General features: G+C 62.3%; 17 protein-coding genes. 6 read left to right on the forward strand and 11 right to left on the reverse strand.

Annotated elements, in window-relative coordinates:
- Positions 1 to 62: 62 nt before the first annotated feature.
- The 7 genes from NA29_RS12955 to NA29_RS12985 all read right to left on the reverse strand — a co-directional run bounded on the left by NA29_RS12955 (position 63) and on the right by NA29_RS12985 (position 5,991).
- Complete coding sequence (locus NA29_RS12955) at positions 63 to 596, reverse strand: ureidoglycolate lyase (RefSeq protein WP_039397128.1); 534 nt, start codon at positions 594 to 596, stop codon at positions 63 to 65.
- Positions 597 to 646: 50 nt separating this feature from the next.
- Positions 647 to 1,669: an allantoicase gene (alc, locus tag NA29_RS12960; RefSeq protein WP_039397131.1), complete on the reverse strand. Its 1,023-nt coding sequence runs from the start codon at positions 1,667 to 1,669 to the stop codon at positions 647 to 649.
- 57 nt (positions 1,670 to 1,726) lie between these two features.
- Complete coding sequence (gene uraD / locus NA29_RS12965; RefSeq protein ID WP_224786932.1) at positions 1,727 to 2,260, reverse strand: 2-oxo-4-hydroxy-4-carboxy-5-ureidoimidazoline decarboxylase; 534 nt, start codon at positions 2,258 to 2,260, stop codon at positions 1,727 to 1,729.
- Positions 2,261 to 2,410: 150 nt separating this feature from the next.
- Positions 2,411 to 3,355 (reverse strand): allantoinase PuuE, encoded by a 945-nt coding sequence (gene puuE, locus NA29_RS12970; protein WP_039398664.1) that lies wholly within the window; start codon positions 3,353 to 3,355, stop codon positions 2,411 to 2,413.
- A gap of 357 nt (positions 3,356 to 3,712) precedes the next feature.
- Entirely contained in the window at positions 3,713 to 4,645 is a 933-nt protein-coding gene (gene ldcA / locus NA29_RS12975) for a muramoyltetrapeptide carboxypeptidase (protein WP_039398666.1), read from the reverse strand.
- Entirely contained in the window at positions 4,642 to 5,196 is a 555-nt protein-coding gene (tadA, locus tag NA29_RS12980) for a tRNA adenosine(34) deaminase TadA (protein WP_072633281.1), read from the reverse strand. The genes ldcA and tadA overlap by 4 nt, the downstream gene beginning before the upstream one ends.
- A 195-nt stretch (positions 5,197 to 5,391) precedes the next feature.
- Entirely contained in the window at positions 5,392 to 5,991 is a 600-nt protein-coding gene (locus NA29_RS12985; protein ID WP_231965182.1) for a GntR family transcriptional regulator, read from the reverse strand.
- Between the two features lie 335 nt (positions 5,992 to 6,326).
- Between NA29_RS12985 and NA29_RS12990 the strand changes: the two genes are divergently transcribed.
- The 5 genes from NA29_RS12990 to NA29_RS13010 all read left to right on the forward strand — a co-directional run bounded on the left by NA29_RS12990 (position 6,327) and on the right by NA29_RS13010 (position 10,884).
- Complete coding sequence (locus NA29_RS12990) at positions 6,327 to 7,436, forward strand: ABC transporter substrate-binding protein (protein WP_039398670.1); 1,110 nt, start codon at positions 6,327 to 6,329, stop codon at positions 7,434 to 7,436.
- 146 nt (positions 7,437 to 7,582) lie between these two features.
- Positions 7,583 to 8,476 carry a branched-chain amino acid ABC transporter permease gene (locus NA29_RS12995; protein WP_039403374.1) on the forward strand — a complete coding sequence of 298 codons (894 nt, stop codon included), beginning with the start codon at positions 7,583 to 7,585 and terminating at the stop codon, positions 8,474 to 8,476.
- Complete coding sequence (locus NA29_RS13000; protein ID WP_039398672.1) at positions 8,469 to 9,356, forward strand: branched-chain amino acid ABC transporter permease; 888 nt, start codon at positions 8,469 to 8,471, stop codon at positions 9,354 to 9,356. Before NA29_RS12995 ends, NA29_RS13000 begins: the two co-directional genes overlap by 8 nt.
- An 8-nt stretch (positions 9,357 to 9,364) precedes the next feature.
- Positions 9,365 to 10,168 (forward strand): ABC transporter ATP-binding protein, encoded by an 804-nt coding sequence (locus NA29_RS13005; protein WP_039403384.1) that lies wholly within the window; start codon positions 9,365 to 9,367, stop codon positions 10,166 to 10,168.
- Positions 10,165 to 10,884 (forward strand): ABC transporter ATP-binding protein, encoded by a 720-nt coding sequence (locus tag NA29_RS13010; protein ID WP_039398674.1) that lies wholly within the window; start codon positions 10,165 to 10,167, stop codon positions 10,882 to 10,884. Before NA29_RS13005 ends, NA29_RS13010 begins: the two co-directional genes overlap by 4 nt.
- Positions 10,885 to 10,941: 57 nt before the next feature.
- Here the strand turns inward: NA29_RS13010 and NA29_RS13015 are convergent, their stop codons facing one another.
- The 3 genes from NA29_RS13015 to NA29_RS13025 form a co-directional block, all read right to left on the reverse strand.
- Positions 10,942 to 11,823, reverse strand: coding sequence for a ParB N-terminal domain-containing protein (locus NA29_RS13015; RefSeq protein ID WP_039398676.1), 882 nt, complete (start codon positions 11,821 to 11,823; stop codon positions 10,942 to 10,944).
- 103 nt (positions 11,824 to 11,926) lie between these two features.
- The gene (locus NA29_RS13020) at positions 11,927 to 12,541 is read right to left on the reverse strand and encodes an LON peptidase substrate-binding domain-containing protein (protein WP_039398678.1); all 615 of its coding nucleotides are present in this window, start codon (positions 12,539 to 12,541) and stop codon (positions 11,927 to 11,929) included.
- 101 nt (positions 12,542 to 12,642) lie between these two features.
- Positions 12,643 to 13,617: a LysR family transcriptional regulator gene (locus tag NA29_RS13025; RefSeq protein ID WP_052252907.1), complete on the reverse strand. Its 975-nt coding sequence runs from the start codon at positions 13,615 to 13,617 to the stop codon at positions 12,643 to 12,645.
- A 47-nt stretch (positions 13,618 to 13,664) separates the two neighbouring features.
- Between NA29_RS13025 and NA29_RS13030 the strand changes: the two genes are divergently transcribed.
- The gene (locus NA29_RS13030) at positions 13,665 to 14,963 is read left to right on the forward strand and encodes an MFS transporter (protein ID WP_224786933.1); all 1,299 of its coding nucleotides are present in this window, start codon (positions 13,665 to 13,667) and stop codon (positions 14,961 to 14,963) included.
- A gap of 27 nt (positions 14,964 to 14,990) precedes the next feature.
- Here the strand turns inward: NA29_RS13030 and NA29_RS13035 are convergent, their stop codons facing one another.
- Entirely contained in the window at positions 14,991 to 15,395 is a 405-nt protein-coding gene (locus NA29_RS13035) for a hypothetical protein (RefSeq protein WP_039398683.1), read from the reverse strand.
- Between the last annotated feature and the right edge of the window lie 4 nt (positions 15,396 to 15,399).

Genomic DNA, 15,399 nt, shown 5'->3' on the forward strand with positions numbered 1-15,399 from the left:
CTCCGCCCAATAAAAAACGCCGGGCACCGCCCGGCGTCCTTTTGTCCCACTGACTTCATTCCTCACGCAGCCTTCTGCGCTCCCTGCACCGCATCCAACTCAACCTGCGTCAGCAAGTACACACCCGGCAAATCCTGCTCGTCACAGTTGTGGCCGTCACCACCCCGGTCCACCACCACGAAGTCGCTCACCTCATCCAACGCCAACAACGGGTGATGCCACACGCCTCTCGCATAGTTCACGCCCTGCCAGCCATCCGAGACGAACGCACGCATCTTGCTTACGTCCAACTCGCCTGCCGGGGCGACAACCACCAGATACGGCGTCGTCTTCAACGGGATGAACGCCTGACTGCCCAACGGGTGACGCTCCAACATCTTCACCTCGTACGGCAACTGCCTCGGCTGGCCTCGGAAGACGTTCACCAACGTACGCCCCCCCTCCGGACCCAGATCCACCGTCGCCAAATCATGGAATCGCTCGGTCGTCCCGCCATTGATCGCGAAATGCTTCGCACCCTCCAACTCGATCACATCGCCGAACGGCGCGAACGCCTCCCGCGTCAATCGCTCGATCTTCAATGCCGGTCCCACCATGTCACGCTCCTTGTTCTCTCTGTTCGTTTTGCTCTGCGACTTCTAAACCATTACGCCTTCTTGTCGCTCAACCGGCCCCACAGCCGCAGACGCGATACACCACCATCCGGAATGATGTTGAAACGGATGTGCGTGATCGCCCCCAACTTCTGCACCTGCTCTTCAAAGTAGAACTGCTTGTCCATCGCCAACTTCTGCTCCGGCAACAACACCGGCCAGAACATCGATTGCGTAATCAGCGACTGCTCAGTGCCGCCCGTCACATACGCCGCCTGGATGGAGCAGCGGTCCGGGAAGTTGCCCTTGAAGTGCGCCGTATCCACTTCGATCTTGCCAATTTCACCCGGCTGCGCCAACGCAATAATCGCCCAGTCGTTACCCGGCTCACGACGACGGCGCGTCTCCCACCCATCCCCCATGTTCACACCTCGGCCCGGCATCAGCAGGTTCGACGCCAAACCGAAGTGCTGGTTGTTCGCTGCCACGACGTAGCCGCCGTTTTCCATCGCAATCAGATCGATCAGCTCATCTCGCGAACGGCCCGCCCAGTCGCTCTGCGGCAACCCATACAAGCGCAGACGCGCGAGACCACCATCCGGGTACAGGTTCACGCGCACGTGCGTCGCTGCGCGCTGCTGCGTGATGGCATGGTAGTGGTGCGAGTTGCCCTGCAACGTGGTCGACGGCAGCAGTTCGAACCATTCGGCCGACTCGTTCGGTGCGCCGTCCGGGCTGTAGCAGCCCTCAAGCGACGCGGCCGGTGGGAAGTTGCCCGTGAAGTGGCTCGTATCCAGATCGACACCGAACAACACGCCCGGGCGCGCCAGCTTGACGATGCACCAGTCGTAACCGTTCACACGCTTGCGACGCGTCTCCCAACCATCCATCCACTTGCCGTTCTCGTCGTACTTGCCCGGGATGAACACCGCCGGTTCCGGGTTGAGCATGCGCTCTTTGGCCGCGAAGAATTCGTCGGTGGCGACGAGCGCTTCAGCCCCCAGACGCGGGTCGGCCAGATTCACATAACGGCGCACGAAGTCCGGTGCGTTCGGGTCTTGCGGGACGAGGGCCATGCCAACTCCTTGATGCTCGGTAATGTCTGAAACGTGAGATATGACGGTGTCGTGCGCTCAGTCGCGCACGAGGTCTTGCAGCCGGAAACCGGCGATACGGAAAATCTGGCGCAGGCACTCTTCGATTTCGTCCGCGCGGCTGTTCTCCAGACGCGTCGCGAAGTTCTCGATGATGCTGCTGCGGGTATGGCCACGCACGGCCAGAATGTACGGGAAGCCGAATTTGACCTTGTAAGCGTCGTTCAGCTCTGTCAGGCGCGCAAACTCTTCTGCACTGCACTGGCCCAGTCCGGCGCCTGCCTGCTCACGCGTCGATTCGGCCGTCAGTTCGCCACGCACGGCCGCTTTGCCAGCCAGCTCCGGGTGGGCACGGATGAGGTCGAGTTGCGGCGTCTCGCCAGCATCGATCACAGCCTGGCACATGGCGTCATGCAGTGCATTGACGGTTGCGAACGGGCGATCTTCCCACGCAGCTTCGGCCACCCACGGGGAATGCTCAAAAATGCCGTCGAGCGCGGCAATGAACTCGGCACGCGGTAGCGCCGACAGCTCGGCAACGGTACGTTGGGTCATAGGCAACGGGGCGTTCATTAACTGCTCTCCTGGAGAACAAAGGTGGCGCCCCGCCGCACTCCTCGCGCAGCCCGATGACGCCTGTCGGATTCGAATTCGATGTCGGCGGCACGTCCCACGGGACATGACCGCCCTATCAATTACCTGGTCTGCGATTCAATCGCCCGCTCACGCCGCCACGAACGGATGGCGCTCTTGCCAGTGGCGCGCCACGTCGATACGACGGCACACCCACACGCGATCGTGTTTTTCGATGTGATCGAGGAACCGCTGCAACGCCGCGAAACGGCCCGGACGGCCCAGCAACCGGCAGTGCATACCGATCGACAGCATCTTCGGCGCTTCGTCACCCTCTGCGTACAAGACGTCGAACGCGTCGCGCAGGTAATGGAAGAAGTGGTCCGCCGTGTTGAAGCCCTGCGGCGCGGCAAAGCGCATGTCGTTGGTATCGAGCGTGTACGGCACCACAAGGTGCGGCTTGACGTCGCCACTGCTGGTCTGCACCTGCGTCCAGAACGGCAGGTCGTCGCCATAGTTGTCGGAGTCGTACACGAAACCGCCCTGCTCCACGACGAGACGACGCGTATTCGGACTGTCGCGGCCGGTGTACCAACCCAACGGCGCGCTACCCGTCATTTCCTTGAAGATGTCGATGGCGATGCGCATGTGCTCACGCTCGGTCGCCTCGTCCATGTTCTGATAGTGAATCCAGCGCCAGCCGTGACACGCAATCTCGTGCCCAAGCGCCTGGAATGCCGCCGTCACCTCAGGGTGACGCTGCATGGCCATTGCCACGCCAAACACGGTCAGCGGCAAGCCTCGACGCTCGAACTCGCGCAAGATGCGCCACACGCCCGCGCGCGAACCGTATTCATAGATGGATTCCATGCTCATGTGACGGGCCTCGTAGGCGGCCGCGCCAATGATCTCGGACAGGAACTGCTCGGACGCCTTGTCACCGTGCAATACACAGTTCTCGCCGCCCTCTTCGTAATTCAGCACGAACTGGACGGCAATGCGCGCACGTCCCGGCCAGTCGGCAAACGGTACATGTCGGCCGTAGCCGATAAGGTCGCGGGGATAATCCTTGGAATTCGCGTTGCTGCTGGCCATGATGTCTTGGCATCCTTCTGATGGCGGAACGATCGAAGAAGTTTAGCCAAATACATCCGCACGAAACATAGCCATATTCAGATATTCAGGCTGCGCTTAAACATATAGTCGCCCCCGCAACGGCACCGTCAACGCGCCGAACCGCCCTACCAAAAGCACGCGCGGCACGCATTTTCCTGCTACCGCCCCACATGGCAATTCCATTCAAACACCCACCAAATCACTCTCAACGTCAGCAAAATCACGTCATTCTTACGGACAACAAAAAAGCACGCCGGGTGACGAAGTCCTCCCGGCGTGCTTCTGTTTCTCGCGATTGCGCCATTTCCGCATGCCCACGCACACGGCATTCGTGCTTCACCCCGCGATATAGGGATATCCCGTAAGCGTGAGCGTGACCTGTGCCCCCGACGTCGACAATTTGGCCTGCCCACCCACCGGCAAGGTCAGTTTGTCAGGACAATGACCGAACGGCATTCCCGTGACGATCGGGATACCGATGACCCGGCGCATGCTCTCCACCATGGTCGCCATGTCGTAGCCGTTGTCGTAGTCGGTCAGACGATATTGCGAAAAGTCCCCCATCACCAACGCGCGCTGACGCGCCAGAACGCCCGACTGATGCAACTGGTACAACATGCGCTCGACGCGGTACGGCGGTTCGTTCACATCCTCCACGAACAACACGCCACCGTCGATCTGCGGCAGGTATCTCGTGCCGATCAGGCTGCACACCATCGCCAGATTGCCACCCCACAAGGTGCCCGATACATCGATGTCGCCGCTCGCACCGTCCCCTGCCCATTGAACGACGTGGGACCCGGACTGCAACACCGACTGGAATTGGGATACGGTGAACTCGCTCAGCGTCTCTGCGCCGAAGTCGGCCAGTAGCATCGGGCCTGCAAACGTCGTCACATGCGATTGCGACAACAACGCCAGTTGCAATGCCGTGAAATCGCTGTGCCCGACGATCGCCACGCGCTCGCCGCACAACCGGTCATGCAACGCCTTGTAGTCCAACTGGTCGAGCAGATGTACCGCGCCATACCCCCCTCTCATCGCGAGCACGACGTCCGGCAGCGGATGATCGCGCCGCGCAAGCGCGTTGATCTCCGCGACACGCTCGGCGTCGGTGCCCGCAAAACGCAGGAAGCGCCGCGATGTGACATCGCGATTGCCGACGGTGTAGCCGAGTTGCTCCAGCGCCGCAATCCCGCGCGTGGCAACGTCGGAATCCGGGGCGTACCCGGACGGTGCAATCAGTTCGATAAGACGAGTCTGCGTCAATTGGAAGTTTCCGATGGGGGGACGGAAGTATCGCCAGCCACCTCGGCCGCTGGCGACGACTGAGCCAGACGACGCGCTCTCGCTGCCGCGCGACGCTCGCTGAAAAACGTTTGCAGAATGCCGACGCACTCGTCGCGCATAACTCCGCCAATGACTTCGGCATGATGGTTCAGGCGCGGTTCCGCAAACAGATCGACGACGCTGCCACACGCCCCCGTCTTGGGATCGGAGGCACCGAATACAACCCGCTTGATGCGCGCATGCATGATCGCGCCCGCGCACATGACGCACGGCTCAAGCGTCACGTACAACTCGCATTCGGGAAGACGGTAATTGCCCAGCGCCAGCGCCGCAGCACGCAAGGCCTGCATCTCGGCATGGGCCGACGGATCGTGACCGCCCACCGGACAGTTGTGCCCGACGGCAACCACCTGCCCGTCACAAACGACCACGGCGCCAACGGGCACCTCTCCCTGCGCCATCGCAGCGCGGGCCTGCGCAAGCGCCAGTCCCATGTAGGTCTCGTCGGTCGCGGGTAAATCTCGGTTCATGAAACGTTACGAAGTTGCAGAAGTTGCAGAAGTTGCGGAAGTCGGACGCGCTCGCTGCGCATCGCCGATCTCGGAATCATCCCGGCGTCCGCGAAGCCCGGCGCAATCGACCTCAAGGGACAGTGCACCATTCTCGCACAGCGCCCGCTCAGGCAATTCACCGGACGCGCTTTATAGGTGGTCAGCGCATCGACGTCAGAACGACGCACGCGACAGGAAGCTGAGATCTTCGCGGGCGAGCGCCTTGATCTCGTTGCGCGTGGTGAGGATGTGCGCTTCGAGCATCGATACGACGGCCGCCACATCACGTCGACGACAGGCCGCAAGAATCTCGTAATGATCGTGCTGCGGCTTTTCCTTGCCAGTCGCCTGCGACATTGCCAAATGCGAATACCGGTCAGTGTTCAGGCAATACTCTTCGATGAGGATCCGCAAACGGCGATTGTTTGCCGGTGCCGAGAGCGCCAGATGGAAACGGCGGTTGTATTCCGCCCATTCGGAGACGACCTCGGATGCCGAATACTCGGCCAGGATCTGCTCCATCAACTGGAAATCGCGCTCCGCCATATTTGGCACCGCCAGCTTGGCGGCATGGCATTCGAGCGCCACGCGAATATCGAGCATCTCCATAAGCTGTTCGAGATTCATGCTCGCAACCGTCGCGCCACGGTTCAGATGGTGCGTGACCAATCCCTCCGCTTCGAGCTGCCGCAGCGCTTCGCGCACAGGCACCCGGCTTGAACGAAAACGCTCGGCGAGCGCTTCTTGACGCAGTTGAAATCCACCCGGGAGCACGCCACTCAAGATCTCGTCTCGAAGCGTGTCGCGGATGGCCTGATGAAGGGCTTGGGGTCCGGGGGTTCGCATATGGCGCGATTAGAGCATATTTTTTACCCATATTGCGATTCTGGATCCAATCGTCTAGCATTGGATCCAATATATTATTTTGGATCCAAAATAACCCTGTTCCGACAGGTGCAAAAGGGTTCCACCAGGGGAGACAGTTCGAATGACGATGCAGGTCGTCATGCGGCGCTCCCCTGAGCGTCGCCGCCGACATGTGGACGCACGGTCATCGGCCAAACGCGCTTTTTTCTGCAGGCTCAACTGACTTTTTTCGGGGGAAATTCATGTCATTGAAACTTCGTAAGTTGATCGTCCCGGCCGCACTGGCGCTTGCCTTTGCTTCGCATGTCCACGCAGCAGACGATACGGTCCGCATGGGGGCGGTCCTCTCGCTGACCGGCGCGAACGCCACGGTGGGCGAAGATGTGCGCCGCGCCGTCGCACTTGCGGTGGAAAAGGTCAACGCTCAAGGCGGCGTGATGGGTAAGAAGTTCGACGTCGTCGTCGAAGACTCCGGGGGCAATCCGACCACCGCCCTGAATGCCGCGCGCAAGCTCGCCACCGTCGACAAAGTGCCGGTGGTCATCGGCGAATATTCGTCCGGCATTACGCTGCCGATGGCGCAATATCTGGTGAAAGAAGGTGTGACGCACATCAACATCGCCAGCACGAGCGTGAAAGTGAAGGATCTGGGCACGACGTCGTTCAACCTGATCGGTCTGGAGAATCTCGGCAACAAATTCTCCGCGAAGGACGCGTGGGATCTCGGTTATCGCAATATCGCCCTGATCGCCCCCAACAACGCCTATGGTCAAGGCGTGGCGCACGGCTTCCGTGAGGAATTCGAAAAGCTCGGCGGCAAGGTCGCCACGGAACTGCTTTACACCGCTGGCCAATCCACGTATCGCCGTGAACTTCAACAAGCGTCGCGCAGCAATCCGGACGCCTTCATCTACACAGCCTACGGGCAGGAATCTGCCGTCCTCAATCGCGAAGCGTTCGAACTCGGCTTGCGTCAAAAGCCCTGGTACGCGATTTTGCTGTCGATGAGCCTCTCGGATACCCCCGCGAACATCGCCAACGGCCAACTCGGTATGGAAGTCGGCTCAGTACAGGGCGCCGTAGGCAAGCAATACATCGACGCATTCCAGGCGAAGTACGGTCAGGCACCGAAGACGTCGTACACGGGTTACGCCTATGACGCCGTCATGCTCACCGCCGCCGCCATCAACAATGCAAAGTCGACTCAGCCTGCCGCCGTGCAGGCCGCATTGAAGAACGTTGGCAACAACTTTGCCGGGGTCACTGGCCCGATTTCGTTCGACGCGGATCGCCAACGTATCGACCCGCCGTACGCAAAGCTGAAGTACGACGGCAAGGTGGTGCCGCGCTAATCCGCCCCGCCTCTCGTTGGCTTAGTTAGCCACGTCGGTCTGAACGTGATGCACATCGGCAACGCCATGACCGGCGTTGCCGATGCCGTATCCGGTGGCGTCGAATGATCGCCGCCCGTACCAACGCTTCACTGCGAATTCAATTCATGCTCCAACTTCTTGTCGATACGCTCTTACGCGCGTCCGATCTGGCCCTGATCGCCCTCGGGCTGTCCATGGTCTACGGACTCGTCAAGTTTCCGAATATTGCCCACGTGCAGTACGCAATGGCGGGCGCCTACATCACCTACGCGATGGCGACTTTCGGTCTGCCGCTCGGGGCATCGCTCATTCTTGCGGCGCTCGTGACCGGCACGCTCACCCTGGTCATGCACCGGCTCGTCTTTCGCAAACTATTGCGCGGCGGACCGGCCATCGCCATGATCGGCTCGCTCGCCGTGTCGATGCTCGTGATCGCCTTCTGTCAGGGCATCGCAGGCTCGTTCCCCAAAATGTTCAATCTGCCGCTCACACCCCCGATGCTCATCGGCGACGCCCGCATCACCCATTTGCAGCTCTACTCAGTGTCGACCACGGTCGCGTTGCTCGCCGTCTTCGCGCTGATCCTCTTTTACACACGCGCCGGACGCGCCATGCGCGCGCTCGCTACGAACCCGTCGCTCGCCGCCGCGTCGGGCCTGAACGCCGAATGGATCACGCGAGGCGTCACCTTCGCCTCGGGCGCAGTCGCCGGGCTAGGCGGTGGGCTTCTGGCACTGTCAGCCGGTGCGCACGTGCAACTCGGCAACGACATGCTGCTTCCCGTGTTCGCCGCCGCGATTCTCGGCGGCCTGGGTAATCCCCTCGGCGCAGTGGCTGGAGCGGTGCTCATCGCGCTGACGGAAACACTGGTGACGAACCTGAATTTCGGCCCGATGCTGGGCAAGACCGTCGCCTTCCTGCCGGTGGGTTACATCAATGCCGGGGCGTTTCTCATCTTGTTGCTGGCATTGCTCTTCAAGCCCTACGGGCTGTTCGATCGCGAGGTGCGCCGTGTTTGAGTTCATTGTTGCCACACTCACAGTGGCCGGTATTTACGGGATCATGGCGCTCGGCCTGAACCTTCAGGCAGGCTACGCCGGGCTGCTCAACTTCGGTCACATTGCGTTCGCCGGTCTCGGGGCCTACGCCACCGCCATCACGATGCAAGCAGGCGGATCGCCGCTCCTCGGCATGGCAATCGGCGTCGTTGCTGCTGTCGCGCTCGGCGCGGGCATCGCACGTCTTGGACGTCAGCTCGGTGCCGACTATTGGGGCATCGCAACTCTCGCGATTGCGGAAATCCTGCGCACCATTGCCACCAACGAAGGTTGGCTCACGGGGGGCGCGAATGGCATCAGCCCGATTCCGATGCTCTTCGATTCGCTGCCGCGCCCCTACGACACGCTGGCGTTTCTGGCCCTTGTGCTCGCCGTGCTAGCGGCCTTCACATGGCTCACCAAGCGCCTCGCTGACGGTCGTTTCGGTCGCGCCCTGCGCGTGATGCGCGAAGAGCCGAAGCTCGCCGCATGCTTTGGCTACAACCTGCGCTCGCTCAAATCGCGCGCCGTCATGACCAGCGCCGCCGTCACCGCAGTCGCCGGTTCGCTGTACGCGCACTTCATGAGCTTCACCGGCCCCGACTACCTCCTCTCGTCGGAGACGTTCGCGTTGTGGACGATCCTGATGATCGGTGGCATCGGCAACGTCTGGGGCGTACTCGCAGGCACGGCAATCGTACAAGGGGCGTACACGCTGGTCCCGTTTGCCAAGGACTACCTGCATTTCAGCTCAGACAGCGCCGGTGCGCTTCGACTGGGCGTCATCGGTCTGATCCTGCTGGCCTGCCTGATGTGGCGCAGCGAAGGCCTCGTACCGGAAAAACTGAGGAAAATGGCATGACGCATCCCGTGAAACCTCTACTGGAAGTGCAAGCCGTCGCCAAAGCATTCGGCGGCAACAAGGTCCTTCAGGATGTGACGTTCGACGTCATGCCCGGCGAAATCGTTGGACTGCTGGGCCCGAACGGCTCAGGAAAGAGCACGCTGCTCAACACGATTACCGGCTTCGAAAGCCTCGATGCCGGGCGCATTTCGCTCGACGCGCATCGCATCGATACGCTTCGGGCGGACCGCATCGTGGCACAAGGCGTCGCGCGAACGTTCCAGTTGCCGTCCATGCCCGCACGCATGTCGGTGATGGAAGTCGCCATGGCCGCCGCCACGGCGCACCACGGCGTGTTCTCGACACTGCTGGGCGCGCGCGCTGCGCGAGAAGCGGAAGCCGCCGCGCGCGTCAGAGCAACGGCCCTGCTCGACGAACTGTTGCTCACCCATGTCCGTGACTTACCGTCCAGCGCGCTGTCAGGTGGTCAAAAGAAGCTATTGGGTATCGTCTGCGCCCTGATGGGCGGGCCACGCATGCTGATGCTCGACGAACCGACGGCCGGCGTGCATCCGAATCTGAGACGCGACATCGTGGCTGCACTCAAGCGTTTGAATGCCCAGGGCATGACGCTCGTGGTGGTCGAGCACGACATGCACTTCATCCGGGAGCTTTGCACCCGCTGCATCGTGCTTGATCGAGGGCACATCGTCGCCAGTTGCCATCCCGAAGATCTGTCGTCCAACGAACGGGTGCTGCAGACCTATCTTGGGGGTGGCGCTCACACGGCAACGCCAGGCGCACGCATCAGAGAAACGGAGTCCGCATGATTCAGATCGACAATGTCGTCGCGGGATATACCGCAGAAGTCGACATACTTAAAGGGATGACGCTGCATGCGGCGTCGAACGAAATCGTCACGCTGCTCGGCCCGAACGGTTGCGGCAAATCAACGCTCCTGAAGACCATTGCGGGCTTCGTGTTGCCGCGTGAGGGCCGCATCGTTCTGGAAAACGCAGACGTGTCGCAGCTTCCGGTGCATCGCAAGATCCGCCAGTGCGGCGTCGGCTTCGTGCCACAGACGGATAATGTTTTCGGTACGCTGACGATTCGCGAAAATCTTCAGGTCGGCGGACACTATCTGAGCGACAGCGAGCGCAGCCGACGCATCGATGAACTTTGCGAGCTCTACCCCGTGCTCGGCCGCAAGCGCAATGCGCCAGCGGCGTCGATGTCCGGCGGCGAACGCCAGATCCTGGCGCTTGCACGCGCGCTGATGCCCCGCCCGCGCCTGCTGCTGCTCGATGAGCCGTCTGCGGGCCTCTCACCCAAAGTGCTGCACGAAGTATTCGACGCCATCGTCCGTGTGCGGGACCAGGAGCAAGTCACCATTCTGATGGTCGAGCAAAACGCGATGGAGGCGCTCCGAATCTCGGATCGTGCCTACGTGCTGTCGATGGGAACAGTCGCGCTCACGGGCGCAGCGAACGCCCTGCTAGAAGATGAACAGGTACGCGAGCTGTACCTGGGAGGACGCGCCGCCTGACGCAGCGGGCATCGCGACGCGCAGCAGGACGCGCGTTGCGATGCCGATCACCCGAACCTACTTGCCCGCACGCGCTTCAGCCAGCGCGATGGTGAGATGGGCAACCTTTTTCTTGAGCGCATCGCGCTCGGCCGTCATCGCCTTGAGTTCCTTCGACAGCCGCGTCAACTCGTCGGTCGGATCGACACTCGTGTCCCACGGCGGCGTACCGTCATCTTCTTCGACGATCTCTTCCTCTTTCTTCTTGCGCGGCTTGACCGGACGCGCCTCGCGCACGGAGCGCGCCAGCTCACGTAACTCCTGCTTGCCCGCCACCACCGCTGCGACCTGCGCCGCCTGCGGCAAGGTCGACACCGCCGCCGCCGCATTGATCGACACTTCACCACGCTTGACCGCGTCCACCAACTCCGGTGCCGCCGCATTGTGGATCTGCTCGATCTGCCCCAGCGTATTGCTCGACAGGCGGGCCGCGCGTGCCAGCGCTGCACGCGTGAGCGCCATGGTGTGCGCCGGGATCGACGACTTCGCTCCGGCCGCTTCCGATGCCGATGCCGATGCATCACCCGCCGCAGGTGCCGTCGGCTCAGCCCCCGCCACCGGTGCATCCGGGGTATCTCGTCCCTCAAGAATGGTCTTCTTGCGCAGCGCCAGCACACCGCGCTGGTAATCGGATACGCTGCGACGCCCCAGATGGTTGTCGATCATCCACAGATGCACGTCGTCCATCGACTGGAACGTCGAATTCTGGACGGTTCTGAATTCGATGTCGTGCTTGCGGCAGATTTCGTAGCGATTGTGGCCGTCGACCAGCACGTCGCCCCACAGGACAAGCGCGTCGCGGCAACCTTCGGCAAGCAGACTCTGTTCGAGGGCAGCGTATTCATCAGGCGTGAGCGGATCGATGTACGCCTTGAGTTCTTGGTTAATCTGGACTGTCATGAATGTGTGTGACGATGCCGCTGCCCGAGGCAACGGCATGGAAAATCCGGGCAGGCGACATTATCGCCTGTCCGGCCAGGATTGACGAAATCGCCAGACGCGCTCAGGACAGCACGCCGTGGTCCGTCAGAAATGCCTGAATCCGCGCCAGACGCGCCACCGGATCGGCAATGCCCAGCAGCGTCTCCTTCTCATGCGCGGGCAACGGCAGCAGTTCGGCCCATCGGTCAGCCACCCAGCCGCATTCATCCAGACGGTACGGCGGCGCCAGCGGCAGCTTGGCCGCGCGGGCGGGATCGCGCTGCAACCCGGCGATCAGCTTGCCCAGTGTGTCCGCGCTGACTTGCAGCGTGTCGGGAATGGCGACGCTGTCGTCGGCAGGCAACATTTCCGCCTCGCCCGTCCACAACCCATACTTGCCCAGCTCGACAGACGACAGCCGGAACTTGGTCGTGCCCCGACACACCAGTTCGAGCAACGCTGGCATGGGTGCGCGCCAGTCGTCGATGCGCGCCATGGTGCCGATCATCGCGGGCTCCTCGACGCTGTCCGGCAGCCTGACCTCGCTGCCTTGTCGCAGCACCACGACACCGAATTCGGTGCCGTCCGCCAGACATCGCTTAATCATGTCGAGATAGCGCACCTCGAAGATGCGCAAATGCAACACCCCGGAAGGGAACAAGGCGTTGCCGAGCGGGAAGAGCGGGATCTGTGCCATGCCATATGATGACATGAAGTTGTCCTCTGTAAGTGTCATGTGACGCGTCGCCCCGACGCCCCGGAACACCCCGCAACGCCCTGATCTAGCTCCGCCAAGACTTACCGTGCCCCGCACGGCACGATGCCCGCTTCGGCCCCATGGCGCACCAGACAAACATCCGGCAGCGTCGCCGCCTCCTGTGCGAAACGCTCGATCAGGAAGTCGAGCAAGGCACGCACGCGCGGCACCATGTAACGCGTGCGGTGTCGCACCGCATAGACACCGGCCTCCTGCGCAACGAATGTCGGCAGCAATATCTTCAGCCGCCCGGCGCGGACGTCGTCGGCGGCGTCCCACAACGTCTTGCGCACGATTCCCCGGCCATCGAGCGCCCACCGACGCGCGATCGTGCCATCGTTCGTCTCCCACGCCTGCGCCATCGGCACCGAGAACCGCCACGTCGCTTCGTCCTTTTTGAAATGAAATTCGTTGAGCGGCCCCGAGGACGTAACCAGCACGATGAACTGATGCGCCCCCAGCGCGTCCGGGGTTTCCGGCTCGCCGTAGCGCGCCAGATAGTCGGGCGACGCACACAACACACGGCACATCGGCGCGAGACGCCGCGCCACCAGCGTGCCGTCCTCCGGCTCACTGAAGCGAATGGCGATATCCACATCGTCCTGTACGAGATTGGAGATCGAGTCGGTCAGTGCCAGCGATAGCCGAATGTCCGGGTAACGCTCGACGAATGCGTCTAGCCACGGCGAGAGCTTATGGGTGCCGAAATCGGTCGATGCCGACAGCCGGATCTTCCCTCGAATCGCATCGCACCCCGCCTGAAGCGCCGCCTCGCCATCGTCGATGGCCTGCAAGGCGACGAGGCAGTGCGACAAGTAGACGCGCCCCTCCTCCGTGAGCCGAAGCTGACGCGTCGTACGCACGAAAAGACGGGTCTGCAACGACGCCTCCAGCTTCGCCAGCCGCGCACTCGCCGCCGCAGGCGACAGCCCCAGCTTGCGCCCGGCCGCCGAGAGGCTGCCCAGTGTCGCAGCCGTGGTGAAGAGGCGCATGTCGCCCAGTTTGTCCGTCGCCATTTTCTATCTGCTTTTGAGAGTTATTCAAATTGGCGACAGATTATCAAATGCAACGAGCATCGGCAGACTACCTCACATCGTCCCGTCGGGACATTCACGCTCAACGTCCGACCATGCCCGCTTCCTCGCCAGCCGTCCCACCGTCATCCCCCTCGACCGCTCACAAGCATCAGAGCGACGCCACCGTATGGGCTTCGCTCACCGCGCTGATGCTCGCGACATTTGTCGCCGCAGCGAACGAAACCGTCCCCGCCGGATTGCTGCCGCAACTGGCAGACAGCTTTCACATCTCCGAATCGTGGGCCGGTCAGATGGTGACGCTGTGTGCGTTGGGCGCAGGCCTCGGTGCCGTGCCGCTCACCGTGTTGATGCGCAGCCTGTCGCGTCGCACAGTCCTCGTTGTCGCCCTGCTCGGCTTCGCTGTGTGCAACGCCGTCACGGCGTTCTCGTCGGACTTTGTGCTGACGCTCGCCGCACGCTTCGTCGTCGGACTCGCCACGGGGCTCGCGTGGAGTGAAATCGCCACGTTCGCACGACGGCTCGTGAGTCCGTCACGACAAGGTCGCGCCCTCGCGTTCGCCATGCTCGGCGTGCCGCTGGCGCTCGCGCTCGGGGTTCCCGCCGCCACGACCCTCGGCCACCTGATCGGCTGGCGCTGGGTCTTCGGCGGCTTGTCGGCGTGCGCACTGATCCTCGTCGGATGGATGCTGCTGATCGTGCCGGAGGTGACTAATGGAAACGCGACCAGCGCCCCCGCAGCCCGCGCCCGTGCGACGGATGTGTTGCGTTTGCCGGGCGTGCGTCCGGTGCTTGCGGTGGTCATGCTGTGGGTCGTTGCGCATTACACGCTCTACACGTATATCGCGCCGTTTCTTGCGTCGTCCGGCATGAGCGAACGGCTCGCGACGATGCTCTCGACCTTCGGTATCTTCACGCTCGTCGGGCTCTGGGGCGTTGGCCTGTGGGTGGACCGGTGGCTGCGCCGACTCGTGCTGACGGCACTGGCAACGTTTGTCGTCGTCATCGTCGCCTTTGGCTGCTGGCCGACGTCATGGCCGGTGCTGATGGCGGGCGCGGTGCTCTGGGGACTGAGCTTCAGCGGTGCGCCGACGATCTTGCAGACCGCGTTAGGCAACGCTGCAGGCGAGCACGAGAACGTGGCGCAGTCGATGCTCGTGACTGTCTTCAATCTTTCGTTTGCCGCGAGCGGCGTGCTTGGCGGCACCGTGCTGTCGACGTGGGGTGCCGCAGCACTGCCGCATGTGCTCGTGATGCTTGCCCTCGCTGCGTGGGTCGTCGCGTTCGTCGCACGACGCCACGGATTTGCGACGCGCACGCCGCATTAGATCGCAAACACGCAGCAGGCGCCCTCCTCAGCCTGCGGATGCCGTCAAACGCCGTGCGAGGGCCATCGCCTCGTCGCGCGTGGCGACGGCTTCGTGCGGGATACCGAAGGCCTTCACCGCTGTCTCTCCCATCGCGCGGACGGCCGCACGTCGCGTTTCATTCGGCTCGATACTCACCAGCGCTTTGCAGACCTCAGCCAGCGCCGCCTTGTGTTGCTTGAGCCAGATGGCGCGTTGCTTGCGGTCTTCGTGGGTCTCGTCGCGTGTGAGTTGGTCATAGACGACCACGAACGGCTCGCCGTGCTTCAGTAATGCCGTCATCTCAGCCTCCCAGTCACGTGCGTAGCCCGGCTCGGCCGCCTCCTGATTGAAAAGGACGAACGGCAGTTCGCGGACGTCGTGGATCGAAAAGAGATGGGGATCGAGTGTCATGAGG

Origin of the sequence: Pandoraea sputorum (assembly GCF_000814845.2) — a bacterium.
Lineage (GTDB): Bacteria > Pseudomonadota > Gammaproteobacteria > Burkholderiales > Burkholderiaceae > Pandoraea > Pandoraea sputorum.